This is a genomic window from Enterobacter cloacae complex sp. I3, from assembly GCF_014896175.1.
In the GTDB taxonomy this organism is placed as follows: domain Bacteria; phylum Pseudomonadota; class Gammaproteobacteria; order Enterobacterales; family Enterobacteriaceae; genus Enterobacter; species Enterobacter bugandensis.
Genome location: NZ_JADBQZ010000020.1, coordinates 78,368 through 102,927, shown reverse-complemented (window position 1 = coordinate 102,927; position 24,560 = coordinate 78,368). Strand labels below are relative to the sequence as shown.

At 59.5% G+C, this 24,560-nt stretch carries 19 protein-coding genes, 1 other RNA gene and 1 pseudogene; 14 read left to right on the top strand and 7 right to left on the bottom strand.

The features are described from left to right. Nucleotides 1-26: 26 nt before the first annotated feature. A pseudogene (locus IM271_RS16600) lies at nt 27-657 on the top strand (helix-turn-helix domain-containing protein). 50 nt (nt 658-707) lie between these two features. Here the strand turns inward: IM271_RS16600 and IM271_RS16595 are convergent. The 3 genes from IM271_RS16595 to IM271_RS16585 form a co-directional block, all read right to left on the bottom strand. Next, a complete protein-coding gene (locus tag IM271_RS16595) occupies nt 708-902 on the bottom strand; it encodes a YdiH family protein (RefSeq protein WP_003857766.1) in 195 nt (64 codons plus the stop codon). An 85-nt stretch (nt 903-987) separates the two neighbouring features. After that, on the bottom strand, nt 988-1,398 hold the full coding sequence (gene menI / locus IM271_RS16590) for a 1,4-dihydroxy-2-naphthoyl-CoA hydrolase (RefSeq protein WP_028012841.1): 411 nt from the start codon (nt 1,396-1,398) through the stop codon (nt 988-990). Beyond that, the gene (locus tag IM271_RS16585; protein WP_193052887.1) at nt 1,395-4,451 is read right to left on the bottom strand and encodes an FAD-binding and (Fe-S)-binding domain-containing protein; all 3,057 of its coding nucleotides are present in this window, start codon (nt 4,449-4,451) and stop codon (nt 1,395-1,397) included. Before IM271_RS16585 ends, menI begins: the two co-directional genes overlap by 4 nt. Before the next feature lie 198 nt (nt 4,452-4,649). Between IM271_RS16585 and ydiK the strand changes: the two genes are divergently transcribed. Next, nucleotides 4,650-5,765, top strand: coding sequence for an AI-2E family transporter YdiK (gene ydiK, locus IM271_RS16580; protein WP_028012839.1), 1,116 nt, complete (start codon nt 4,650-4,652; stop codon nt 5,763-5,765). A 209-nt stretch (nt 5,766-5,974) separates the two neighbouring features. Further along, an RNA gene (gene rprA, locus IM271_RS16575) (antisense sRNA RprA) lies at nt 5,975-6,082 on the top strand. Between the two features lie 5 nt (nt 6,083-6,087). Here rprA and IM271_RS16570 read toward each other — a convergent pair. The 3 genes from IM271_RS16570 to ppsA form a co-directional block, all read right to left on the bottom strand. Continuing rightward, nucleotides 6,088-8,463: a glycoside hydrolase family 3 N-terminal domain-containing protein gene (locus tag IM271_RS16570; RefSeq protein WP_193052886.1), complete on the bottom strand. Its 2,376-nt coding sequence runs from the start codon at nt 8,461-8,463 to the stop codon at nt 6,088-6,090. A 3-nt stretch (nt 8,464-8,466) separates the two neighbouring features. Continuing rightward, on the bottom strand, nt 8,467-9,867 hold the full coding sequence (locus tag IM271_RS16565) for an MFS transporter (protein WP_193052885.1): 1,401 nt from the start codon (nt 9,865-9,867) through the stop codon (nt 8,467-8,469). A 234-nt stretch (nt 9,868-10,101) separates the two neighbouring features. After that, nucleotides 10,102-12,480 carry a phosphoenolpyruvate synthase gene (ppsA, locus tag IM271_RS16560; RefSeq protein ID WP_028012836.1) on the bottom strand — a complete coding sequence of 793 codons (2,379 nt, stop codon included), beginning with the start codon at nt 12,478-12,480 and terminating at the stop codon, nt 10,102-10,104. 335 nt (nt 12,481-12,815) lie between these two features. On the opposite strand from ppsA, the gene IM271_RS16555 reads away from it, so the two are divergent. The 8 genes from IM271_RS16555 (at nt 12,816) to IM271_RS16520 (ending at nt 20,950) form a co-directional block, all read left to right on the top strand. Then, nucleotides 12,816-13,649, top strand: a complete 834-nt coding sequence (locus IM271_RS16555) for a pyruvate, water dikinase regulatory protein (RefSeq protein WP_028012835.1) — start codon at nt 12,816-12,818, stop codon at nt 13,647-13,649. Nucleotides 13,650-13,801: 152 nt separating this feature from the next. After that, nucleotides 13,802-14,848 carry a 3-deoxy-7-phosphoheptulonate synthase AroH gene (gene aroH, locus IM271_RS16550; RefSeq protein ID WP_028012834.1) on the top strand — a complete coding sequence of 349 codons (1,047 nt, stop codon included), beginning with the start codon at nt 13,802-13,804 and terminating at the stop codon, nt 14,846-14,848. A 212-nt stretch (nt 14,849-15,060) separates the two neighbouring features. Beyond that, complete coding sequence (hemP, locus tag IM271_RS16545; RefSeq protein WP_028012833.1) at nt 15,061-15,249, top strand: hemin uptake protein HemP; 189 nt, start codon at nt 15,061-15,063, stop codon at nt 15,247-15,249. Nucleotides 15,250-15,321: 72 nt separating this feature from the next. Further along, on the top strand, nt 15,322-17,304 hold the full coding sequence (locus IM271_RS16540; RefSeq protein WP_193052884.1) for a TonB-dependent hemoglobin/transferrin/lactoferrin family receptor: 1,983 nt from the start codon (nt 15,322-15,324) through the stop codon (nt 17,302-17,304). A gap of 35 nt (nt 17,305-17,339) precedes the next feature. Then, nucleotides 17,340-18,368, top strand: coding sequence for a hemin-degrading factor (locus IM271_RS16535; protein ID WP_193052883.1), 1,029 nt, complete (start codon nt 17,340-17,342; stop codon nt 18,366-18,368). Beyond that, nucleotides 18,365-19,186: a hemin ABC transporter substrate-binding protein gene (locus IM271_RS16530; RefSeq protein ID WP_028012830.1), complete on the top strand. Its 822-nt coding sequence runs from the start codon at nt 18,365-18,367 to the stop codon at nt 19,184-19,186. Before IM271_RS16535 ends, IM271_RS16530 begins: the two co-directional genes overlap by 4 nt. Continuing rightward, nucleotides 19,186-20,178, top strand: a complete 993-nt coding sequence (locus IM271_RS16525) for an iron ABC transporter permease (protein WP_045261574.1) — start codon at nt 19,186-19,188, stop codon at nt 20,176-20,178. The genes IM271_RS16530 and IM271_RS16525 overlap by 1 nt, the downstream gene beginning before the upstream one ends. Next, a complete protein-coding gene (locus tag IM271_RS16520; RefSeq protein WP_193052882.1) occupies nt 20,171-20,950 on the top strand; it encodes a heme ABC transporter ATP-binding protein in 780 nt (259 codons plus the stop codon). Before IM271_RS16525 ends, IM271_RS16520 begins: the two co-directional genes overlap by 8 nt. Here the strand turns inward: IM271_RS16520 and IM271_RS16515 are convergent. Next, the gene (locus tag IM271_RS16515) at nt 20,917-21,840 is read right to left on the bottom strand and encodes a LysR family transcriptional regulator (protein WP_032644866.1); all 924 of its coding nucleotides are present in this window, start codon (nt 21,838-21,840) and stop codon (nt 20,917-20,919) included. The genes IM271_RS16520 and IM271_RS16515 overlap by 34 nt on opposite strands. A gap of 140 nt (nt 21,841-21,980) precedes the next feature. Here IM271_RS16515 and IM271_RS16510 point away from each other — a divergent pair, with 140 nt between their 5' ends. From IM271_RS16510 to IM271_RS16500, 3 genes are read left to right on the top strand one after another with little or no spacing between them, the layout of a single operon-like run. Then, nucleotides 21,981-22,688 carry a CoA transferase subunit A gene (locus tag IM271_RS16510; RefSeq protein WP_049000745.1) on the top strand — a complete coding sequence of 236 codons (708 nt, stop codon included), beginning with the start codon at nt 21,981-21,983 and terminating at the stop codon, nt 22,686-22,688. 2 nt (nt 22,689-22,690) lie between these two features. After that, nucleotides 22,691-23,347 carry a CoA transferase subunit B gene (locus IM271_RS16505; protein WP_193052881.1) on the top strand — a complete coding sequence of 219 codons (657 nt, stop codon included), beginning with the start codon at nt 22,691-22,693 and terminating at the stop codon, nt 23,345-23,347. A gap of 9 nt (nt 23,348-23,356) precedes the next feature. Then, nucleotides 23,357-24,538 (top strand): acetyl-CoA C-acetyltransferase, encoded by a 1,182-nt coding sequence (locus IM271_RS16500; RefSeq protein ID WP_193052880.1) that lies wholly within the window; start codon nt 23,357-23,359, stop codon nt 24,536-24,538. Nucleotides 24,539-24,560 lie beyond the last annotated feature (22 nt).

Sequence of the window (24,560 nt, the reverse complement as noted above, 5' to 3'; positions counted from 1 at the left end):
TAAGATTATCTTCCAGGTTTACGGCTATGTCCTCTACAGATAAATCGTCTCGCGGCTCCCCTTACGCCCAGGAACTGATCGCGCATCTGGAGCCTTATTGCACCGTGCGTCGAACGGGCCGCGGTGAACGACTCAACCTCGAGGTTAACGGTTCAGGGGATCTGTTATTTAATCCTCGAGGGGACGATTGCCCTCTATCGCACCAGCGATAACATGATGCTTTCTACCGCCCGCAGCCCTGCCCTGTTTGGTCTTGCTAACCTGACGGACATCTATTTCAATGATTACCTCGTCACGGTGAGCCCTTGCCTGATAGGCAGTATCCCTACTGAACAGGTGGCTGACATTATCAAAGAAAAAGGGCTATGGGGCCTGCTCTCCAGACAACTGATGTTTGTCTATAGCCGGCTTTATAACAACGTGATGCCGCAGGGCGCACCGACGGCGTATGAGATGATTCGCCAGCAGCTCATAAAGCTGATGGAGGAAGATGAAAGTTATCGCAGCAGCGTAACGGCGGAAAGGTATATTCGGGAGAAAACCCAGCTCTCCCGCAGCGGCGTAATGCGCATTCTGGCGGATTTAAAAACCGGCGGATTTATCGAAATGGAAGAAGGCAGGCTTATTAAAATCAACAAGCTCCCCGCTAAATACTGAATGTCAGACACAAAAAAGGCCGCACTCGCGGCCTGTTCAACAACACTCACTCAATGGACGTGAACGCCCAACCGCCAGGCAAAGTAGATCTCTTCTTTCAGTTCATTCGAAGAGAGCGCCAGCAGATCCGTGAACTCCAGCTCAAGCTGTTTCAGCTTTTTCAGGTACTGCGCCGGAGACAGGTTGCTCTTATCGCGACGTAAATATTCAATTGCCAGCTGTGTTGGGGTTATTTCAGTATCCATGATGTCCTCGCTTATGTACAAATCCTGACCAGTATATCACAACACGCTGGCTAGTTTTTGACCAAAGGCAATTCATCTGAAAACTTTACACGACCGCCGTCGTCAGACGCGACGAGCAGCACAGGCGATCCTGCTCGTCGAGAATATCAATCTGCCACACCTGGTGGCGGCTGCCAGCGTGCAGCGCGCGGCAGATACCGCGCACGCGCCCGCTGCGCACCGAGCGAATGTGGTTGGCATTCACCTCAAGCCCGACCACCTTCTGTTCGCCTTCGGTGCAGAGATATCCCGCGACGGAGCCCAGGGTTTCCGCCAGCACGACGGAAGCCCCGCCGTGCAACAGGCCAAACGGCTGATGGGTGCGACTATCGACAGGCATCGTCGCCTCCAGATCGTCTTCCCCAATGCGGGTGAACTGGATATCCAGCAGCCCCACCATATTCCCCTCGCCCATGGCGTTTAGCGCCTGCAGCGTGACGGCACGTTTCCAGATCATCCAATTATCTCCAGTAAAGCCTGTAATGGGTGGCGTACGCCGTTACCCTCAACCCGTTTCACCTGGCTGCGGCAGGAGTAGCCCGTCGCCAGGCAGCGGTTTCTTGGCAATCGCTGCATCGCCTGATGCCACGACAGCTCATAGATGCCGAGCGAGTTGGCGTGGTTTTTCACCTCGTGGCCGTAGGTGCCCGCCATGCCGCAGCAGCCCACGCTAACGCTCTCCAGCTTCGCGCCGAAACGCGCAAAAATAGACGCCCATTGCGCCGGGGCGCCGGGCAGCGCCGTCACTTCCGTACAGTGTCCGAACAGATACCACGGTTCACCGCCCGCCTCCTGAATGGCCTTCTCTTCCAGGGCTGCCGGCAGCCACTCGTGCACCAGCATGACGTGGAAATCGCCGCGCTTATCACCCAGCGTCTGCTTGTATTCATCGCGATAGCAAAGCACCAGCGCCGGATCGACGCCGACCATCGGCATCCCAAGTTCGGCGATCCGGTTGAGAAAATCAGCGGTTTTTTGCGCCGTTTTCGCAAAGCGGTTCAGGAAGCCTTTAATGTGCTGCGCCTTGCCGTTTGGCGAGAACGGCAGCACTACCGGCTGATAGCCCAGTTTTTCAACCAGGCGGATGAAGTCAGCGACCACCTGCGCGTCGTAGTAGCTGGTGAACGGATCCTGGACCACCAGCACCACCTTCGCTTTTTGCTCAGGAGTAAGCGCTTCGAGCTGCTCCAGGGTCATGTTCGCCGAGCGGTGGCCGACGAGCTGGCGCTGCAGCGACGGCACCGACAACAACGGCAGATCGACCATGCCGATATGCTTTTCGGAAAGCTTGCGCACCAGCGGCTGATTGATAAAGAAGTTAAAGGTCTTCGGCGCGCGCGCCATCAGCGGCGCGTAGCTTTCCACCGTCGCCACCAGATGATCGCGCACCGGACGCAGATAGCGGGTGTGGTAGAGCTGCAGGAAGCGCGAGCGGAATTCCGGCACGTCGATTTTAATCGGGCACTGGGTAGAGCAGGCTTTACAGGCCAGACAGCCGGACATCGCCTCTTTCACCTCATGGGAGAAATCATACTCACCCTTATTGGCATGCCAGCTGTTGCGGGTGCGCTCAATCAGCGAGCGCAGGCTGGCCCGTTTTTCCGGCAGCTCCTGCTCCAGCTTCAGGGGATCGACGCCACGGTCCGCCAGCAGACGCAGCCACTCGCGCACCAGCGTCGCACGCCCTTTCGGCGAGTGAATGCGGTTGCTGGTGATTTTCATTGACGGGCACATCGGGCTTTTCACGTCAAAGTTAAAGCACAGGCCGTTGCCGTTACACTCCATCGCGCCGCGCCAGGACGAGCGCACCGCAATCGGGATCTGTCTGTCATACGTACCGCGCTTAACGGCATCCACCCGGAGCATCGGCGCGTCCACCCCTTCAGGCGGGCAGATTTTCCCCGGATTGAGGCGGTTATCCGGGTCGAACGCCGCTTTGACCTTGCGCAGCTCCGCGTAAAGCTGCTCCCCGAAGAATGCAGGGCTGTATTCCGCGCGGAACCCTTTCCCGTGCTCCCCCCACAGCAGACCGCCGTATTTGGCGGTCAAGGCCACGACGTCGTCGGAGATCTGCTTCATCAGGATCTCCTGCTGCGGGTCGCACATGTCCAGCGCCGGACGCACGTGAAGCACCCCGGCATCCACGTGGCCGAACATGCCGTAGCTCAGGCCGTGGCTGTCCAGCAGGGCGCGAAACTCGACGATATAATCCGCCAGATGCTCGGGCGGCACGCAGGTGTCTTCGGCAAACGGAATCGGCTTCGCCGCCCCTTTCGCATTGCCAAGCAGGCCCACGGCTTTTTTACGCATGGCGTAAATACGCTCGATACCGGCCAGATCGTGACAAAGCTGCCAGCCAATCACGCCGCCTTCGCCATGAGCAATCAGCTCATCCAGGCGCTGGCAGAGCGTCGTCACCTGGCTTTCAATCAGCTCCGCGTCATCACCGGCAAATTCCACGATGTTGAGGCCAAGCATCTCTTTGTCCGGCACGTCGGTAATCAGCTCGCGCACGGAGTGCCAGACGATATCTTCCCGCGCCAGATTCAGCACCTTAGAGTCGACGGTTTCCACCGACAGCGCCTGCGCTTCCACCATAAACGGCGCATTGCGCAGCGCGGAGTCGAAGGAGTCATATTTGACGTTCACCAGGCGACGCACCTTCGGCAGGCGGGTGATATCCAGCCGCGCCTCGGTAATAAACGCCAGCGTTCCTTCGGAGCCGGTCAGCACGCGGGTTAAATCAAACTGCGTCAGGTCGTCGTTAAACACGTGGCGCAGGTCGTAGCCCGTTAAGAAGCGGTTCAGTTTGGGGAATTTGTCGAGAATAAGCTGGCGGTTGTCGCGGCAGCGCTCCAGCACGGTGCGGTAGATGCGCCCGCTGGCGGTGTTATCTTTACCCAGCGTTTCCGCCAGTTCGACCGGCATCGGCTGGGTATCAAGGATATCGCCGCCTAACAATACTGCCCGCACGCCCAGCACGTGATCGGAGGTTTTACCGTAGACCAGCGACCCCTGCCCGGAGGCATCGGTGTTGATCATCCCCCCGATGGTTGCTCGGTTGCTGGTGGAGAGTTCAGGGGCAAAAAAGTAGCCGTAAGGCTTGAGGTACTGATTAAGCTGATCTTTGATAACGCCCGCCTCAACCCGCACCCATCCCTCTTCGGGGTTGATCTCAATGATGCGGTTCATATAGCGCGACATATCAATAATGATGCCCTGGTTCAGCGCCTGACCGTTGGTTCCGGTGCCACCGCCGCGCGGCGTGAAGACCAGAGAGGCAAACCGCTCCTGCGTTGCCAGCCGGGCGATAAGCGCCACGTCGGCCGTAGAACGAGGGAAAACGACCGCATCGGGAAGAAGCTGGTAGATACTGTTATCGGTTGCCATCGTCAGCCTGTCGGCATAGTTCGTGGCGGTATCACCTGTAAAACCCTGTTGCTCCAGTGCCTGCAAAAAATTAAGCACCAGTTGAACGACGCCAGGTGCCTGAGAAATCTGTGGGATCATTACTGTCGACCCTAATTAGAGTTGTGGGAATCGTTTGCGTGTATCTTAAAAGTTTTATCACATTTTTTTCTTATAATCTCTGCTGAATTACAGGCAGAATTCGCCTGTCAAAAACCGCTGCGATCGCTAATGATAAGAGAGACGCGGTTTTCCATTCCCGCCAGTGGTACTGGCGTTCTTTTAAGGAAAGTTTCATTTATGGTCAATCTTCGCCAGCCCAGGGATGTTGCGCAAATTCTGCTGTCGGTGCTGTTCCTGGCCCTCATGATTATTGCGTGTCTGTGGATTGTTCAACCCTTTATTCTCGGCTTTGCCTGGGCTGCGACCGTTGTCGTCGCCACGTGGCCTTTGCTGCTGCGCTTGCAGAAACTGCTGTTTGGCCGCCGCGGGCTGGCCGTGCTGGTGATGACGCTGCTGCTGTTCCTGCTGTTTATTATTCCAGTTGCGCTGCTGGTAAACAGCCTTGTCGACTCCAGCGGCCCGGTGATCCGCGCCGTGACAAGCGGCGACCTGACTCTGCCGGACCTCGGCTGGCTGAACAGCATTCCGGTCGTGGGCGCTAAGCTTTACAGCGGCTGGCATAGCCTGCTGGAGATGGGCGGCAGCGCGCTGATGGCGAAAGTACGTCCGTATATTGGCACCACCACCACCTGGTTTGTCGGTCAGGCCGCACATATCGGCCGCTTTATGATGCACTGTACCCTGATGCTGGTCTTCAGCGCCCTGCTTTACTGGCGCGGTGAGCAGGTGGCTTTAGGTGTTCGTCACTTTGCCACCCGCCTGGCGGGAAAACGCGGTGACGCCGCGGTGCTGCTGGCCGCGCAGGCCGTGCGCGCGGTCGCCCTGGGCGTCGTGGTGACGGCGCTGGTGCAGGCGGTGCTGGGCGGTATCGGCCTGGCGATTTCCGGCGTACCGTACGCCACCGTCTTTACCGTAGTCATGCTGATGACCTGCCTTGCGCAACTGGGGCCGCTGCTGGTGCTGGTTCCGAGCATTATCTGGCTTTACTGGACGGGTGATACCACGTGGGGAACGGTGCTACTGGTCTGGAGCTGCGTGGTTGGCACCATGGATAACGTGATTCGCCCCATCCTCATCCGCATGGGCGCAGACCTGCCGCTGATCCTGATCCTCTCCGGGGTTATCGGCGGGTTAATTGCTTTCGGGATGATCGGTCTGTTCATTGGCCCGGTGCTGCTTGCCGTTACCTGGCGTCTGTTCTCCGCCTGGGTTCATGAAGTGCCGCCGCCTGGAACCGACCCGGACGTGATTCTGAGCGAGCTGGAAGAGCTGGAAGAAAAGAATACCCATTAAGCCTTGTTGCCGGGTGGCGCTTGCGCTTACCCGGCCTACATTATCCCGCACAATACTTTAACACTGCTAAAGTATTTATTCGTTGCACACTGGTCAGACCCGCCATTTCAGCATTAAGTCCGCTATTATTCTCAAGAAATCTTTACGTCTCTTTAACTATTGAGACGAATCCGATCGACGCTGAAAGATGACATGCCTACTATTAGCTCAAGGTTATAAATCAACACCTTGATTTATAAGCATGGAAATCCCCTGAGTGAAACAACGAATTGCTGTGTGTAGTCTTTGCCCATCTCCCACGATGGGCTTTTTTTTATCCTGACTACGCGCGCGTAACCTCACAGGTACTGAGCATCCGCCACTCAGCAGGCAGCACCCGCGTTTCCCCCGTCACATTGACCGTCACCGCCTGGTGGATATCCGCCGACGATGCGCCAATCTGCAGTTCAAACTCGCCCGGCTCAACGACGCGCTTGCCGTCACGGCGGGTGAAGTTGAACATCTCAACCGGCAGCGTGAAGGTGAGCGTGGCGGTTTCGCCCGGCGAGAGCGTGACGCGCTGGAAGGCCTTAAGCTCCTGTAGCGGGCGCACCTGGGTGGCGACCTTGTCCCGCACGTAGACCTGCACCACCTCGCTGCCGCTGCGCTCGCCGGTATTGGTGATATCCACGCTCAGCGTCACCTCACCGTCGACCGGCAGGCTGCTTTCAGCGGCGCGGGCAGTGCCCCAGCTAAACTGCGTCCAGCCGAGGCCGAAACCAAACGGGTAACGCGCACCGAAATGGAACGCGAACGGCGTGCCGCCGCTTTTCAGCTTGTGGTTATAGTAGAATGGCATCGCCCCGGCGCTTTTCGGCACGCTGACCACCAGCCGGCCCTGCGGCTCCGCGCGACCGGTTAACACATCGGCAATCGCCCAGCCCCCTTCCTGTCCCGGCGCCCAGGCCATCATCAGCGCGGCAATCTTCTCCTCCAGCCCCTGAAGGTTGTACGGACGCCCGCCGGTCATTACGACGATCACCGGTTTGCCCGTCGCCACCAGCGCCTCCAGCAGCTGTTGCTGCACGCCCGGCAGATTCAGGGAGTCAGTATCGGAGCCTTCCCCTACCGTGCCGCTCTGGAACAGCCCGGCGAGATCGCCCACGCAGGCCACCACCACGTCACTCTCCTGTGCGGCGCTGACCGCCTCGGGGATAAGTGCGGTACTTTGCGACACCGGAGACTGCTGCATTGGCTTGCCGCCGCTGTCGCCCGGGAAGACCGGCGCACCCGCCATCCGTTTTTCGATAATGTGGCACCCTTTCGCGTAGCGCACGTTCGATGCAGCCAGGTACTGCTCCAGCGCCGCGCGCGGCGTCGTCACCTGCGAGGTCTCCTCAACCATATCGCTGATGATCAGATGGACCGGGAAGCTATACCCGCTGAGTAACGCCAGCGGATCGTCTGCCGTCGGCCCCACCACCGCCACGCGGGGTTTACCGTTCAGCGGCAGAATGCCGTTGTTTTCCAGCAGCGTGACCGATTTTGTCGCCACCTCCCGCGCCACCTGGCGGGTCATCTCATTTTGCAGATCGATGCCGTTTTCATCGGCATACGGGTTCTCAAACAGGCCGAGACGGAATTTTTCGGTCAGCGTACGCGCCACGATCTCATCGACTTTCGCCATAGAGATCAGCCCGCGCTCTACCGCTTCTGCCAGATGGCGTGCGCAGTCATCTTTCGGCAGCTCAACGTCCAGCCCGGCGTTAAACGCCAGCGCGGCGGACTCCGCTGCATCGTGAGAAATCCCGTGGTGCTGGTGCAGCAGGCTGACGCCGCCGTAGTCCGCCACAATAATGCCGTCGAAGCCCCACTGTTCGCGCAGGACGGTGGTCAACAGGAAGCTGTCGCTGTGCCCCGGCTGGTTATCGATGTCGTGGTAGGCGGGCATGACCGAACCGGCGTTTGCCAGCTTCACCGCCATTTCAAACGGCAGCAGGAAGGTGTCGTTCAGCTCGCTAAAGCCAAGATGCACCGGGGCGTGGTTGCGCGCCCCTTCGCTGAACGAGTGGCCCACGTAATGCTTGAGCGTCGCCAGCAGATCGCGCTTGTCGCCCTGTAACCCTTTCACCCAGGCGGTTGCCATCACGCCCACCAGCCAGGGATCTTCCCCGAAGGTCTCTTCGGTTCGCCCCCAGCGGACGTCGCGGGAAACGTCCAGCACCGGGGCCAGCCCCTGCTGGCAACCGACGGAACGCGCCTCTTTCCCGATCTGCTCTGCCGCGCGCTGCACCAGCTCCGGGTCCCAGGTCGAGCCGTAGTTGAGCGAGGACGGGAACAGCGTGGCGTCTTTGCACAGCAGCCCCACCAGGCACTCCTCGTGGAACAACGCCGGAATGCCAAGCCGCGTCTCTTCCATCATCATGCGCTGCAGACGGTTAGCCGCGCGCACCCCGGTTTTCGCGTCAACGATGTGGGTGCCGAGCGGACGGGTGATCTGCCCGACGCCCAGTTTTAGCCGTTCGCTCAGCGCCGCCTGCTCGCTGACGCCGGCAAATTCGTCGCTCAAATCGCTGCGCTCCCGGTGGTTGCCGTTTTCATCAAGGATCAGCCAGTAGGCGTGCATCTGGGCGAACTTCTCTTCCGGGGTCATGCGCGCCAGTAAATCAGCGACGCGCTCGTGCACGGGACGTCCCGCGTCCTTATAGATAGCAGTCATATTTTACTCCTGTAGTGCGGAAGGGGTTGCCGGGCTAAGCTGCCCCGCGTCGGGTCTTACCTCACGCTTGCTGGCCAGCTCCCGGGCGATGGAATCCACCAGCCGGCTGTTGAGCTTGTAGATGGAAAGCAGCGCCACCATGCAGAGGAACAGCGCGCACGGAATAAGGGTGAACAGGGCGTTGATGGTGGAGAGCACGTGCGGCGCCTGGGCTGCCTGGCCCGGGGCGTAATCCACCATGCCGAGCACCCAGCCGACCACCGCCCCGCCCAGCGCAAGGCCAAACTTGATGGCGAACAGTGCGGTAGAGAAGACCAGCCCGTCCAGACGGCGGCCGCTGCGATGCTCTTCGTAGTCGACCACATCAGAGAACATGGTCCACTGGAGCGGCGTGGTGAGGTTTTGAATAAAGCTAAAGACGATGTTAAGGCCAAAGATTAGCCACACCTGCGAAGGCGGCAGGAAGAAAATCAGCGCGCCGAAAATGACGAAGGACATTATCGTCCACTGATAGGCGCGTACGCGGTCAAATTTCCCCAGCAGGCGTTCAGATAATAACGCGCCGCTTAGCGAGGCCACCATGCCAGAAACAATAAAGGCAAAGACCAGCTCCGGGCGCAACAGTACATAGTTGACGTAATACATGGTGGCAGAGCCGCGCGTCACCACCGCCGTTAACAGCAAAATATTAAACACAAACACAATGCGCCACTGGCTGTTACCGGCCAGCAGTTTTAAATCGGTGAGCATGGAGCCGGAGGTATCATTGCGCGGGGAATAACGCTCGCGGGTCATCAGGAAACAGAAAAAGAACAGCACAATTCCCAGCAGCCCCATCAGGCTCATGGCATAGAAATAGCCTTTCTGCAGGTTGCCCTGGCCCAACAATGAGACCAGCGGCAGAGCGATAACCGTTACGATCAACCCGCCAATAAATGACAGGCCAAAACGCCACGACTGCAGGGAGTGACGCTCGCGCGGATCCAGCGTCAGCGCGCCCGGCATGGCGCAGTAAGGCACGTTAATGGCGGAGTAAATCAGACTTAAAATCGCGTAGGTCGCGCAGGCATAAACTATTTTTGCCGTCGGCCCGACGTCCGGTACGTAGAAGGTAATAAGGCAGCTTACGCCAAAGGGAATAGCAAACCACAGCAGCCAGGGCCGGAAACGGCCGTGACGCGTCTGCGTGCGGTCAACCAGCGCGCCAATACACGGGTCGACAAACGCATCAACCACGCGCACCACTAAAAACATCGTGCCCATGATCGCGGCAGGCAAACCAAAAACGTCGGTATAGAAATAAGCAAGAAATAATGTGGCCGTTTGCCAGACCAGCGCGCTGGCCATATCACCTAAGCCATAACCTATTTTATCTTTGGTACGCAATACAGAGGAGAGTGTCATTGTTATTTGCCTTTTTATCAGGTTAAAACGTATTTCAACCAGTTGCGCATCATCTGAAGGGAAATGCGCAGTAAGGCTCAAGTATTAGCAACGCGTTGCGCACTAACAATTGTCTTAATTAACAGACAAATTATGATATTTGGTTTTTTAGATTATTTGTGATGGGGAGCAAATTAGAGGTGAAATAAAAAAGGCGAGGAATAAAATCCTCGCCTTTTTGCGATCGTGTTGCCGTTACTTGTTCAGTTCCGCCAGGCTCAGCCAGGTTTGCACTACCGTGTCCGGGTTCAGGGAGAGGCTGTCAATCCCCTCTTCCATCAGCCAGGCGGCAAAGTCTTCATGGTCGGATGGACCCTGACCGCAAATCCCGACGTATTTACCCTGCTTCTTCGCCGCGCGGATGGACATGGAAAGCAGCGCTTTCACCGCCTCGTTACGCTCGTCGAACAACTCGGAAACCACGCCGGAGTCGCGGTCCAGGCCCAGCGTCAGCTGAGTCATGTCGTTCGAGCCGATTGAGAAGCCGTCGAAGTGCTCCAGGAACTGCTCGGCCAGCAGGGCGTTGGACGGGATCTCACACATCATGATGATCTTCAGCCCGTTTTCGCCGCGCTTCAGGCCCTGACGCGCCAGCTCGTCCACCACCGCTTTCGCCTGATCCACGGTACGCACGAACGGGATCATGATTTCGACGTTGGTCAGCCCCATGTCGTTGCGCACGCGTTTCACCGCCTCGCACTCCAGCGCGAAGCAGTCGCGGAAGCTGTCGGACACGTAGCGTCCGGCCCCGCGGAAGCCCAGCATCGGGTTCTCTTCTTCCGGCTCGTAGCGCTCGCCGCCCACAAGGTTAGCGTATTCGTTAGACTTAAAGTCAGACAGACGCACGATCACGCGTTTCGGGTAAAACGCTGCGCCCAGCGTGGCGATCCCTTCGGTCAGACGGCCGACGTAGAACTCTTTCGGCGAGTCGTAGCCTTTCATCATCTCGCGGATTTCGTTCTGCAGCTTCGCGTCCTGGTCGTCAAACTCCAGCAGCGCGCGCGGGTGAACGCCGATCATGCGGTTAATGATGAATTCCAGACGCGCCAGGCCAACGCCTTCGTTCGGCAGGCAGGCGAAGTCAAACGCGCGGTCCGGGTTACCGACGTTCATCATGATCTTCAGCGGCAGATCCGGCATGGTATCCACGCTGGAGCTCTTCACGCTGAAGTCAAGGATATCGGCGTAGACGTAGCCGGTGTCGCCTTCGGCACAGGAGACGGTCACGTTCTGCCCGTCCTTCATGCGCTCGGTGGCGTCACCGCAGCCGACAACCGCCGGGATCCCCAGCTCGCGGGCAATGATCGCCGCGTGGCAGGTACGGCCGCCGCGGTTGGTGACGATGGCAGACGCTTTCTTCATGATCGGTTCCCAGTCCGGGTCGGTCATGTCGGTCACCAGCACGTCGCCTGGCTCAATACGGTTCATCTCGCTGATGTCGTGGATCACTTTGACCGGACCGGCACCGATGCGGTGACCGATGGCGCGGCCTTCCGCCACGATTTTACCCTGCGCGTGCAGCGTATAACGCTCCATCACCTGGCCGCGAGAGCGAACGGTTTCCGGGCGCGCCTGAACGATAAACAGCTTGCCGGTGTTCCCGTCTTTCGCCCATTCGATATCCATCGGACGGCCATAGTGTTTCTCAATCTGCACCGCCTGCTTCGCCAGCTCCTGCACTTCGGCGTCGGTCAGGGAGAAGCGGTCGCGCTGCTCCTGCGGCACATCTTCAATCTTAACCTGCTTGCCATGCTCCTGGGTTGGGGCATAAATCATGCGGATTTTTTTCGAGCCCATGGTGCGGCGCACCACCGCCGGACGGCCCGCGGCAAGCGTAGGCTTGTGTACGTAGAATTCGTCAGGGTTCACCGCGCCCTGCACGACCATCTCACCCAGGCCCCACGCGGAGGTGATGAACACCACCTGGTCGAAGCCGGATTCGGTATCAATGGAGAACATCACGCCGGAGGAACCCACGTCCGAGCGCACCATGCGCTGCACGCCCGCGGAGAGCGCCACGCCGCGATGGTCATAGCCCTGGTGCACGCGATAGGAGATGGCGCGGTCGTTGAACAGGGAAGCAAATACGTGCTTCACCGCCACCAGCACCGCATCGTAGCCCTGAACGTTCAGGAAGGTTTCCTGCTGTCCGGCAAACGACGCGTCCGGCATGTCTTCTGCGGTCGCGGAAGAACGTACGGCAAAGGAGGCCTGCGCGTCGTCAGCGGAGAGCTGGTTGTACGCGTCATGGATAGCTTTTTCCAGTTCCGGCTGGAAAGGTGTGTCGATGATCCACTGGCGGATCTGCGCCCCGGCTTTGGCAAGCTCGGTGACGTCATCAATATCCGTTTTATCCAGCAGGTCGTAAATGCGCTGGTTTACACCGCTCTGGTCTAAAAACAGGTTAAACGCGTCGGCGGTCGTGGCAAACCCGTTTGGTACGGAGACACCCATACCGGACAGATTTGTAATCATTTCACCCAGGGAGGCATTTTTGCCCCCAACTCTGTCTACATCATTCATGCCGAGTTGGTTATACCAAAGCACCAGCGGTGACGAGCCATTGTTGGACATCGAAACAATCCTTTTGTGATATTTGATCGGAGTAAGTAACACCTGACTACGTATTTATACTGGCATAATTATTTGCGCTAAAAAAACGGTGAATCGTGTAAGCAATTTAAATTTTCAACTTTTCGGATAGTTTCCCACCAGCCAATAAGCTGATGATTCCTCTATATTCAGCCAGAAACCACAAAAATAAAGTCGCTATTTGAAAAATGAAATCCGCTTTTCAGGAAAATCAAAAACATCATTTCATTTTAAATTCAGATAACTTCTTTGCTGTGCAATTAACTTTTTTAATTTATGCTTTCAGACAATTAGGTATGATATTCAGGGTGGGTAAAATGGATAATGCTGTCGATCGTCACGTTTTTTATATTTCTGATGGTACGGCGATCACCGCCGAGGTGCTGGGCCACGCGGTGATGTCGCAATTCCCCGTTTCGATTAACAGCATCACGCTGCCGTTTGTGGAAAATGAGAGCCGTGCCAAAGCGGTGAAGGACCAGATTGACGCCATCTTCCAGCAGACCGGCGTGCGCCCGCTGGTGTTCTACTCCATCGTTATTCCTGAGATTCGCCACATCATTTTGCAAAGTGAAGGCTTTTGCCAGGATATCGTGCAGGCGCTGGTGGCCCCGCTCCAGAGCGAGCTTAAGCTTGACCCGACGCCTATCGCGCACCGCACCCACGGGCTGAACCCCGGCAACCTGACCAAATATGACGCGCGTATTGCCGCCATCGACTACACCCTGGCGCACGACGATGGGATCTCGCTGCGCAACCTCGACCAGGCGCAGGTGATTTTGCTCGGCGTGTCGCGCTGCGGCAAAACGCCGACCAGCCTCTATCTGGCGATGCAGTTCGGCATCCGCGCCGCAAACTACCCCTTTATTGCCGACGATATGGATAACCTTGTGCTGCCCGCTGCGCTCAAGCCGCTGCAGCACAAGCTGTTCGGCCTGACGATTAACCCGGAACGTCTCGCGGCGATCCGCGAAGAGCGCCGCGAGAACAGCCGCTACGCCTCGATGCGTCAGTGCCGCATGGAGGTTTCCGAAGTGGAAGCGCTGTACCGCAAAAACCAGATCCCGTGGCTGAACAGCACGAACTATTCGGTAGAAGAGATCGCCACCAAAATTCTCGACATCATGGGGCTTAACCGCCGCATGTACTAATAAGCTAGTACATTAGCTCAGATTCATGTATCATCCTTTTCAACAGCGGGGCGGTGTCGCCCCGAACTTGAAATCAGCAGGGATTGGTTTAATGTGATGCCCATCACTTCCCGGTAGTCTGCCGATGAAGCAAAAATTTTCTGAGACAAGTCATGAATAAAACCGATGAACTCCGCACGGCGCGCATAGACAGCCTGGTCACCCCGGCTGAACTGGCCGAGCGGCACCCCGTTTCCGCCGCGGTCGCGGAACATGTGACGGCCTCCCGCCGCCGCATTGAAAAAATCCTCAATGGTGAAGACAAGCGTCTTCTGGTGGTGATTGGGCCCTGCTCCATCCACGATCTGGATGCCGCGATGGATTATGCAAAACGGCTTCAGGGGCTGCGGGAAAAATACCAGCATCGCCTGGAGATTGTGATGCGCACCTACTTTGAAAAACCGCGTACCGTGGTGGGCTGGAAGGGGCTGATTTCCGACCCTGACCTTAACGGCAGCTATCGCGTAAACCACGGCATTGAGCTGGCGCGCAAGCTGCTGTTGCAGGTCAACGAGCTGGGCGTGCCGACGGCCACCGAGTTTCTCGACATGGTGACCGGGCAGTTTATCGCCGATCTGATCAGCTGGGGCGCGATTGGCGCGCGCACTACCGAAAGCCAAATCCACCGCGAGATGGCCTCAGCCCTCTCCTGTCCGGTCGGCTTCAAAAACGGGACCGACGGCAACACCCGGATTGCGGTCGATGCGATCCGCGCCTCGCGTGCCAGCCATATGTTCCTGTCGCCGGACAAGAACGGCCATATGACCATCTACCAGACCAGCGGTAACCCGTATGGGCATATCATTATGCGCGGCGGGAAGAAGCCTAATTACCATGCACAAGACATCGCTGCCGCCTGTGAAACGCTGGCCGAATTCGACCTGCCGGAACATCTGGTGGTAGATTTCAGCCACGGCAACTGCCAGAAGCAGCATCGCCGCCAGCTTGACGTCTGCGATGAGGTCTGTCAGCAGATCCGCAGCGGCTCGACCGCCGTTGCCGGGATCATGGCCGAAAGCTTTATCAAAGAAGGCACGCAGAAAATCGTTGCCGGCCAGCAGATGGTATACGGTCAGTCGATCACCGACCCGTGCCTGAGCTGGGAAGACAGCGAGCTGCTGCTGGAGAAGCTGGCAGCGGCGGTTGATTCTCGCTTCTGATGTTATTGTCGGGTGGCGCTGCGCTTACCCGACATACGGTTCGCGCCCTTCTTCCTCTCCCCGTGGGAGAGGGTTGGGGTGAGGGCATCAGGCCGCATTTCCTCCTCCTGAATTTGATCCCGTCACACAATTTTCACAAAAACGCTTGCCGTGAATTTGCAGTTTATTGATAATGATTATCATTGTTACATTGATTGTTATTTATAAACATTATGTCACCGACCGATAACAGCGCGGCAACGCCAGTAAAAACACACACAGCGCCATCCCCTGCTTCCACCGATCGCCGCATCGACAGCAAAAGCCTGTTGGGTGAGGAAGGCCGAGTGATTATTGAGCATGACGGCCAGCAGTATCTGCTGCGCCAGACGAATGCCGGAAAATTGATCCTCACAAAATAAACCAAAACTTTCGCCAGCCACCCAGGTGATCCCCAGGCAGCCAGCGCTTTCGATACTTTATGGAGAGTTGCTATGCTACACCTGCATACCGCACGTTTACGCCCGTCCCTTCTGGCGCTGGCGATTGTCAGCACCCTGCCGGGCGCCGCGTTTGCTGCCGCAGATGAAATAACCGTCACCGCCACAGGCAACGCCCGTAGCGCCTTCGAAGCCCCGATGATGGTGAGCGTGGTTGACGCCACCGCCCCGGAAAAACAGACCGCCAGCTCTGCCGCCGACCTGCTGCGCAACGTGCCCGGTCTGACGCTGGACGGCACCGGCCGCACCAACGGTCAGGACGTTAACCTGCGCGGCTACGACCGCCGCGGCGTTCTGGTGCTGGTCGACGGCGTGCGCCATGGTACCGACACCGGGCACCTCAACAGCACGTTCCTCGATCCGGCGCTGATTAAACGTATTGAAGTGGTGCGCGGTCCGTCTGCGCTGCTCTACGGCAGCGGCGCGCTGGGTGGCGTAATCTCCTATGACACCGTTGACGCCAAAGATCTGCTGGAACCGGGCAAAAACAGCGGTTATCGCGTGTTTGGTACCGGCGCAACGGGGGACCACAGCCTCGGCCTGGGGGCCAGCGCCTATGGCCGTACCGATACCCTGGACGGCCTGGTATCGTGGTCCAGCCGCGACCGCGGCGATATCCGACAGAGCGACGGTGCGACGGCGCCGAACGACGAATCCATCAATAACATGCTGGCGAAAGGCAGCTGGAAAATCGACCAGGCCCAGACCCTGAGCGGCGCCCTGCGCTATTACAACAACGCCGCGCAGGAGCCGAAAAACCCGCAAACCTCTGATGCCAATAGCAGCAACCCGATGACTGACCGCTCCACCATCCAGCGCGATGCGCAGGTTGGCTACCACATTGCGCCGGAAGGATACGACTGGCTGAACGCCGATGCGAAGGTTTACTGGTCCGAAGCGCGCATTAATGCCCAGAACATCGACAGCACCGGCGAGTTCCGCAAGCAGACCACCAAAGGCGGCAAGGTGGAAAACCGTACCCGCCTGTTCAGCGACTCTTTTGCCTCTCACCTGCTGACCTACGGCGGAGAATATTATCGTCAGGAGCAGCGTCCGGGCGGGTCCACGACCGGCTTCCCGGAGGCGAAAATCGACTTCAGCTCCGGCTGGCTGCAGGATGAAATCACCCTGCGCGATCTGCCCGTCACCCTTCTGGGTGGCACGCGGTATGACAACTACCGCGGCAGCAGCAATGGCTACGATGACGTCAACGCCGATAAATGGTCCTCCCGCGCCGGGTTGACCGTCAGCCCGACCGACTGGCTGATGCTGTTTGGCTCTTACGCGCAGGCGTTCCGCGCGCCGACCATGGGCGAAATGTACAACGACGCCAAACACTTCTCCATTGGCCGCTTCTACACCAACTACTGGGTGCCGAACCCGAACCTGCGCCCGGAAACCAACGAAACGCAGGAGTTTGGTTTTGGCCTGCGCTTTGACGATCTGATGCTCGCCAACGATGCGCTGGAGTTTAAAGCCAGCTATTTCGATACCAAAGCCAAAGACTATATCTCCACAACCGTCGATTTTGCCGCCGCGACCACCATGTCGTACAACGTACCCGACGCCAAAATCTGGGGCTGGGACGTGATGGCAAAATACTCGGCCGATCTGTTTAACCTCGACGTGGCCTATAACCGCACCCGCGGGAAAGATACCGATACCGGGGAGTACATCTCCAGCATCAACCCGGACACCGTCACCAGCAAGCTGGACGTTCCGGTGGCGCAAAGCGGTTTCTCCGTGGGCTGGATCGGCACCTTTGCCGATCGCTCAACCCACGTCAGCAGCAGCTACAGCAAGCAGCCGGGCTATGCGGTTAACGATTTCTACGTCAGCTATAAGGGCCAGGAGCAGCTCAAGGGCGTCACCACCACGCTGGTGCTCGGCAACGCCTTCGATAAGGAGTACTGGTCTCCGCAGGGTATTCCGCAGGACGGTCGTAACGGCAAGATTTTCGTAAGCTATCAGTGGTAATTCCCTTCGGGGCCACTCTTCAGAAGGATAAGACAATGCATCACTACGCACGCTGGCTTGAGCTAAAAGAAGAAAATCCGGGTAAGTATGCGCGAGACATCGCAGGGTTAATGAACATCAGCGAAGCGGAGCTGACCTTTTCCCGCGTGGGCCATGATGCCTGGCGACTGCGCGGCGAAATCCGCGATATCCTGGGCGCGCTGGAGGCCGTGGGTGAAACCAAGTGCATCTGCCGCAACGAGTATGCCGTTCACGAGCAGGTGGGCAGCTTCACCAACCAACACCTGAACGGCCACGCCGGGCTGGTGCTGAACCCGCGCGCGCTGGATCTGCGCCTGTTCCTCAACCAGTGGGCGAGCGCGTTTCACCTCAGCGAAACCACCGCCCGCGGCGAGCGACAGAGCATTCAGTTCTTCGATCGTCAGGGCGATGCGGTGCTGAAGGTCTACACCACGGACAACACCGACCTTACCGCATGGGGCGACGTGCTGACCCGCTTTATCTTTGCCGATAACCCGCCGCTTGAGCTGAGCGCTGGGGATGTCCCGGCTCACGCCGAAAACGCGGATGCCGCTCTCGTGGACAAGGAGTGGCGCGCCATGACCGACGTGCATCAGTTCTTCAGCCTGCTCAAACGCCACAATCTCAGCCGTCAGCAGGCGTTTCGCCTGGTGGGCGACGACCTGGCCTGTAAGGTTGAGAACAGCGCGCTGGCACAGCTGCTGGAAGCGGCACGCCGGGACGGCAACGAAATCATGGTCTTCGTCGGCAACCGCGGCTGCGTGCAGATCTTCACCGGCGCGGTGGAAAAAGTCGTGCCGATGAAAGGCTGGCTAAACGTCTTTAACCCTGCCTTTACCCTGCATCTGCTGGAGGAGACGATCGCAGAGAGCTGGGTGACGCGCAAGCCCACGGCTGACGGTCACGTCACGAGCCTGGAGCTGTTTGCCGCCGACGGCACGCAAATCGCCCAGCTTTACGGCCAGCGTACCGAAGGTGAGCCGGAGCAGAGCCAGTGGCGCAGCCAGATTGACGCCCTGACGCCAAAAGGGCTGGCCGCATGAAAACGTGGTTAGCCCTGCTGAGCGCCCTGCCTCTTGTGGCGTTTGCCGCCGCGCAGGAGAAAATTGTCGCCCTTGGCGGCGACGTGACGGAGATTGTCTACGCGCTTGGCGCGCAGTCTTCGCTGGTCGCGCGCGACAGCACCAGCCAGTGGCCGCAGGCGGCAAACGATCTGCCTGACGTGGGATATTTACGCCAGCTTAACGCCGAAGGCATTTTGTCCATGCGCCCCACGCTGGTGCTGGCCAGCGACCAGGCGCAGCCGTCTCTGGCGTTGAAGCAGGTCGAACAAAGTCACGTCAGGGTAGTAACCGTTCCCGGCCGCAACGACCTGAGCGTCATTGACGAAAAGGTTCGGGTGATTGCCAACGCTACGCACCGTGAAGCCGAGGGGGAAGCCCTGCGCCACACGCTGCGTCAGGCGCTGGCGGCCCTGCCCTCCGCGCCCCTCAACAAGCGGGTGCTGTTTATCCTCAACCACGGGGGAATGACCGCAATGGCCGCCGGGCAGCAGACCGGCGCAGACGCTGCCATCCGTGCAGCCGGGCTGCAGAATGCGATGCAGGGATTCACCCGCTATCAGCCGCTGTCTCAGGAAGGGGTCATTGCCAGCCAGCCCGATCTGGTGGTGATTTCGCAGGACGGCGTGAACGCGCTGGGCGGCGAAGAAAACCTGTGGAAGCTGCCCGGTCTGGCGCAAACCCCGGCGGGACGGAACAGGCAGGTGCTGGCGATTGATGATATGGCGCTGCTGGGCTTCAGCGTGCGAACGCCGGATGCCATCCAGCAGCTGCGCGCCAAAGCGGAGCAACTGCCCTGATGTCCCGGCGGATCGCCTTGTCGTTGTGGATGCTGGCCGCGATCCTGAGCATCATGACGCTCACCGCGACCGGGTTTGGGGCACTGCACCTGCCGGTCAGCCTGCTGTGGAGCGGCAGCGATGAGGCCATGCGTCAGATCTGGCTTACCATTCGCCTGCCCCGCGTACTGCTGGCGCTGGTGATTGGCGGAGCGCTGGCGCTGGCCGGCTGCGTGATGCAGGGGCTGTTCCGCAACCCGCTGGCGGATCCGGGTCTGCTGGGGATCAGCAGCGGCGCGGCGCTGGCGGTGGCGCTGTGGGTGGTCATTCCCGCCGCGTTACCTGCCCTGCTGATGCTGTATGCCCCGATGCTAGCGGCGTTCCTCGGCGCGCTGGCCGCAACCGTTATTATCTTCCTGCTCAGCCAGCAGCGTCACGGCTCCCTGTCCCGCCTGCTGCTGGTGGGGATCGCCATCAACGCCCTGTGCGGCGCGGCCGTCGGGGTGCTCTCATGGCTCAGCAATGATGCCCAGCTTCGCCAGCTTTCCCTCTGGGGAATGGGCAGCCTCGGGCAGGCGCAGTGGTCCACCCTGCTGGCGGTAACGTCGCTGATGGTGCCCGCGGTGCTGATTATCTGGCGGCTGGCCGCCCCGCTCAACCTGCTGCAGCTGGGCGATGAAGAGGCGCACTATCTCGGGGTGGATGTCGCGATGGTACAGCGGATCCTGCTGCTGTGCAGCGCCCTGCTGGTTGCCGCGGCGGTAGCCGTCAGCGGCGTGATCGGCTTTATTGGCCTTGTGGTGCCGCACCTGATGCGCATGTGGCTGGGGGCCGACCACCGGGCCGTCGTACCCGGCTCGGTGCTGGCCGGTGCGCTGCTGCTGCTGGTTGCCGACACGCTGGCGCGCACCCTGGTCTCTCCGGCGGAGATGCCCGTCGGGTTATTGACCAGCCTTCTCGGCGCGCCGTGGTTCCTGTGGCTTATCTTTCGTCGCGGAGGTACGCATGGCTGAACGCTATTGTGCAGAGAAGATTTTCTTTCACGCCGGGCAGCGGACGCTGATAGACGATGTGTCGCTTACCCTCTCTCAGGGTGAGCTGGTCGCCCTGATTGGCCCCAACGGTGCCGGGAAATCGACGTTATTGCGGCTGCTTACCGGCTATCTCAAGCCCGCAAGTGGACGCTGCACTCTGGCCGGAACGCCGCTTGCGGACTGGCCGCCGGATACCCTCGCGCGCTACCGGGCGGTGATGCGCCAGAATACTCAGCTCGGATTCGACTGGCCGGTGGACGCGGTGGTCGGTATGGGACGCGCGCCCTGGACTCGCTCCCCTGAAGCGTCGGTAGTTGAGGAAGTGATGGCGATAACGGGCTGTTTACCGCTGGCGGGCAGACGTTATTCGACGCTCTCCGGCGGCGAGCAGCAGCGGATCCAGCTCGCCCGCGCGCTGGCCCAGCTCTGGTGCGACGGAGCCCCGCGCGGCTGGCTGTTTCTTGATGAGCCCACCTCCGCGCTGGATCTCTACCACCAGCAGCATCTGCTGCGCCTAATGAAATCCCTGACCCGTCGGGGTCATCTCCACGTGTGCGTGGTGCTGCACGATCTCAATCTGGCGGCGCTGTGGGCGGATCGCATTCTGCTGTTGCACAACGGCAGGCTGGTCTCCAGTGGCACACCGGAGGACGTGCTGCAGGCCGGGACGCTGGCGCGCTGGTACGGCGCGCAGGTGCGCGTCGGCAGCCATCCGGATCACCCCGTACCGCAGGTATTTCTCGCCCCGTGAGCGGGCTGGTAAAAATCCTTCAGCGTTTCCAGCAGGGCATGCGCCGCTTTAGAGAGCTGCGTGTGCCCCGGATGGATTGCTCCGATGCACTTTTCAATGGGCGGATTATCCAGCGGTATACAGACCGCGCCCAGCGCCGTCATCTGCGCTTCGCAGAGCGCCGGTACGGCACTGCCGCCCAGCCCGCTGGCGACCATGCGACCTACCGTCACCAGCTGATGACTCTCCAGCGCCACGTCCAGCTTTCTGCCGCTTCGGGCCAGCTCCTCCTCCATCATCAGACGTACCGCCGATGGGCGCTGCAGGGTAATAAAATCCAGCGTCAGTAGCTCTTCCCAGGCCAGCCGCTTTTTGCCCGCGAGCGCGGAGTCCTTCGGCACAATGGCGACAAACCTGTCGAGCCCCAGCGGTGTAAACAGCAGGTTGTGCGTGGGGGCCGGCTCAAAGGCGATCCCCATCTCAACCCGCCCTTCCCGCACCATCTCAATCACCTGCTCGTTAATGACGTCATGCACGGTGACGTTGATCCCGGCGTGGCGATCGCGAAACGCCTTGAGCACCTCCGGTAAAACGTTGGCGGCAAATGACGGCATCGCCGCGACCGAGATTTTGCCGCGCTGCAGGGTAAAGCACTGGTGCATCGCCTCCTCCACATTATCCCAGTCGGCAAGCAGTTGCCGCGCCATCGGCAGAAACGTCTCCCCTTCCTGTGTGAGGGCAACCTTGCGCGTGCTCCGCTGCAGCAGCGGGCCGCCGAGCGCGTCTTCCAGACTCTTAATCGTCAGGCTCAGGGCCGGCTGGGAGAGATTTAAGCGTTCGCTGGCGTGCGCGAAATTGAGAGTGTGAGCTACCGCTAAAAACGCGCGTAACTGTTTGACACTCATTCTCATTTTTCATCCTGTTAACTAATTGAAAAGAATTAGTTAACAGGAAATTAATAAGAAAACCAAATGAGTGGGTCACAAATTCAAAATTAACAAATGAGTCGCCGCCCCTAATGATACCGGCACGGTTAATGGGAGGGATGACTATGGCAGGACTGGATAAGCGCGTCGGCAGCTATGCGCAGGCGCTGGAGGGGCTGACGGACGGAATGACCTTACTGGCGGGCGGCTTCGGCCTGTGCGGCATTCCGGAGAACCTGATTGCGGAGGTCCGGCGCCGTCAGGTGAGAGATTTGACCGTGGTGTCAAACAACTGCGGCGTGGATGGATTCGGCCTGGGGATACTGCTCGAAACGCGGCAGGTTCGCAAAGTGGTGGCCTCTTACGTCGGCGAGAACGCGCTGTTTGAGCAGCAGGTGCTGAGTGGCGAGCTGGAAATTGAGCTTACGCCGCAGGGCACGCTGGCGGAAAAGGTGCGCGCGGGCGGGGCCGGTATTCCGGCGTTTTATACGGCCACCGGCTACGGCACGCCCGTGGCGACCGGCAAGGACGTGCGCCAGTTCGCGGGCAAGCACTACATCCTCGAGGAGGCGATCGTCGGCGATTTCGCGCTGATCAAGGGGTGGAAAGCGGACTGGTACGGCAACGTCATCTATCGCCATACCGCGCAAAACTTTAATCCACTGATGGCAACGGCGGGCCGGATCACGGTGGTGGAGGTGGAAGAGATTGTTCCGCCGGGTGAACTGCCCCCGTCGGCAATTCATACCCCGGGAATTTACGTCGACAGGCTGATTGTCGGCCAGTTTGAAAAACGCATTGAGCAGCGCACCCTGCGCGCGCAAGGAGTGTGACGATGTTAACCCGTGAACAGATGGCCATGCGCGTCGCCCGCGAGCTGCGCGACGGTTATTACGTCAACCTGGGGATCGGCATCCCTACCCTGGTGGCGAACTACATTCCGGACGGGATGGACGTGATGCTGCAGTCGGAAAACGGCCTGCTGGGGATGGGGGCTTTTCCCGACGAGCAGACCCTTGATCCTGACATGATCAACGCCGGTAAACAGACCGTGACCGCGCGGACCGGCGCGGCCATTTTCGACTCGGCCCAGTCGTTTGCCATGATCCGCGGCGGCCACGTGGACCTGACCGTGCTGGGCGCATTTGAAGTGGACTTGGAGGGCAACATCGCCTCGTGGATGATCCCCGGAAAGATGGTGAAGGGCATGGGCGGCGCGATGGATCTCGTTGCCGGGGCGCAGAACATCATCGTGGTGATGACCCACGCCTCAAAGAGCGGTGAGTCGAAGCTGCTGCCGCGCTGCACGCTGCCACTCACGGGCGCGGGCTGTATCCGTCGGGTCTTGACCGATCTCGCGCTGCTGGAAATTCAGGACGGCGCGTTCATCCTGCGGGAATACGCCCCGGGCATCAGTATTGACGAGATCGTGCGTAAAACGGCAGGGAAAATCATTGTGGCGGACGACGTGCGCGAGATGCGCTTCACCTGAGGGGTCAGCATGAAAAAGGTCATGATTGTCGGGGCAACGCGAACCCCCATTGGCAGTTTTCGCGGATCGCTCTCGTCCCTTGCTGCGGTTGAGCTTGGGGCCGTCACGGTACGGCACCTGCTGGAGAACAGTGGTCTCAGCGCCGAACAGGTAGACGAACTGATTTTCGGCCAGGTGCTGACGGCCGGATGCGGGCAAAACCCCGCCCGCCAGACGGCCATCGGCGCCGGGTTGCCCGTCAGCACGCCGGCGACCACCGTCAACCTGGTGTGCGGCGCGGGCTTAAAAGCGGTCCAGCTCGCCGCCCAGGCGATCCGCTGCGGCGACGCGGAGGTGGTTATCGCCGGCGGTCAGGAGAGTATGAGCAACGCCCCATATCTGCTGGACGGCGCACGTGCCGGGCTACGTTTCGGGCATGCGGGCCTCAAGGACAGCATGATTACCGACGGCCTGTGGGACGCATTCAACGATTACCACATGGGGATCACCGCTGAAAACGTCGCCCGCGAGTATGACATTTCCCGCGAGCAGCAGGACGCCTTCGCCGCCCGCTCGCAGCAAAAAGCGGCGTCCGCCATTGAGTCCGGCCGGCTTGACGCCGAGATAGCGCCGGTGACGGTGAAACAAGGTAAAAAGCCGCCGCTGGTTATTGATCGTGACGAACAGCCCCGACCAGGCACTACTGCAGAGCAGCTTGCGCAGTTGCGCCCCGCCTTTTTGCACGAGGAAGGCACCGTCACGGCGGGGAATGCCTCCACGCTCAACGACGGTGCCGCCGCGGTGCTGCTGATGAGCGAGGAAAACGCGCGGGAGAGCGGATTGCCTGTCCTTGGCCGCATCGTGAGTTACGCCGTGACGGGCGTTGACCCGTCAGTAATGGGCATGGGCCCGGTCAGCGCCTGCCGGACGGCGCTGGCGCGGGCGGGCTGGACGCTCGACGAGGTGGACCTCATTGAAGCCAATGAAGCCTTTGCCGCCCAGGCGTTGGCGGTGGGCCAGCAGCTCGGCTGGGATGAGCACAAGGTCAACGTTAACGGCGGTGCCATCGCCCTGGGCCATCCGATTGGTGCTTCCGGCTGCCGAATCCTCGTGACCCTGCTGTACGAAATGCAGCGCCGTGACGTCAAAAAAGGGCTCGTCACCCTGTGCGTAGGCGGCGGACAAGGCATTGCCCTGACCGTCGAGCGTTAAACCTCTCGTTGGTATCCGAATA

What these genes read in the sequence shown, in the direction of transcription:
- IM271_RS16595 (WP_003857766.1), bottom strand. Translation starts at nt 902, where the DNA reads ATGGATACTGAAATAACCCCAACACAGCTGGCAATTGAATATTTACGT.
- menI (WP_028012841.1), bottom strand. Translation starts at nt 1,398, where the DNA reads ATGATCTGGAAACGTGCCGTCACGCTGCAGGCGCTAAACGCCATGGGC.
- IM271_RS16585 (WP_193052887.1), bottom strand. Translation starts at nt 4,451, where the DNA reads ATGATCCCACAGATTTCTCAGGCACCTGGCGTCGTTCAACTGGTGCTT.
- ydiK (WP_028012839.1), top strand. Translation starts at nt 4,650, where the DNA reads ATGGTCAATCTTCGCCAGCCCAGGGATGTTGCGCAAATTCTGCTGTCG.
- IM271_RS16570 (WP_193052886.1), bottom strand. Translation starts at nt 8,463, where the DNA reads ATGACTGCTATCTATAAGGACGCGGGACGTCCCGTGCACGAGCGCGTC.
- IM271_RS16565 (WP_193052885.1), bottom strand. Translation starts at nt 9,867, where the DNA reads ATGACACTCTCCTCTGTATTGCGTACCAAAGATAAAATAGGTTATGGC.
- ppsA (WP_028012836.1), bottom strand. Translation starts at nt 12,480, where the DNA reads ATGTCCAACAATGGCTCGTCACCGCTGGTGCTTTGGTATAACCAACTC.
- IM271_RS16555 (WP_028012835.1), top strand. Translation starts at nt 12,816, where the DNA reads ATGGATAATGCTGTCGATCGTCACGTTTTTTATATTTCTGATGGTACG.
- aroH (WP_028012834.1), top strand. Translation starts at nt 13,802, where the DNA reads ATGAATAAAACCGATGAACTCCGCACGGCGCGCATAGACAGCCTGGTC.
- hemP (WP_028012833.1), top strand. Translation starts at nt 15,061, where the DNA reads ATGTCACCGACCGATAACAGCGCGGCAACGCCAGTAAAAACACACACA.
- IM271_RS16540 (WP_193052884.1), top strand. Translation starts at nt 15,322, where the DNA reads ATGCTACACCTGCATACCGCACGTTTACGCCCGTCCCTTCTGGCGCTG.
- IM271_RS16535 (WP_193052883.1), top strand. Translation starts at nt 17,340, where the DNA reads ATGCATCACTACGCACGCTGGCTTGAGCTAAAAGAAGAAAATCCGGGT.
- IM271_RS16530 (WP_028012830.1), top strand. Translation starts at nt 18,365, where the DNA reads ATGAAAACGTGGTTAGCCCTGCTGAGCGCCCTGCCTCTTGTGGCGTTT.
- IM271_RS16525 (WP_045261574.1), top strand. Translation starts at nt 19,186, where the DNA reads ATGTCCCGGCGGATCGCCTTGTCGTTGTGGATGCTGGCCGCGATCCTG.
- IM271_RS16520 (WP_193052882.1), top strand. Translation starts at nt 20,171, where the DNA reads ATGGCTGAACGCTATTGTGCAGAGAAGATTTTCTTTCACGCCGGGCAG.
- IM271_RS16515 (WP_032644866.1), bottom strand. Translation starts at nt 21,840, where the DNA reads ATGAGAATGAGTGTCAAACAGTTACGCGCGTTTTTAGCGGTAGCTCAC.
- IM271_RS16510 (WP_049000745.1), top strand. Translation starts at nt 21,981, where the DNA reads ATGGCAGGACTGGATAAGCGCGTCGGCAGCTATGCGCAGGCGCTGGAG.
- IM271_RS16505 (WP_193052881.1), top strand. Translation starts at nt 22,691, where the DNA reads ATGTTAACCCGTGAACAGATGGCCATGCGCGTCGCCCGCGAGCTGCGC.
- IM271_RS16500 (WP_193052880.1), top strand. Translation starts at nt 23,357, where the DNA reads ATGAAAAAGGTCATGATTGTCGGGGCAACGCGAACCCCCATTGGCAGT.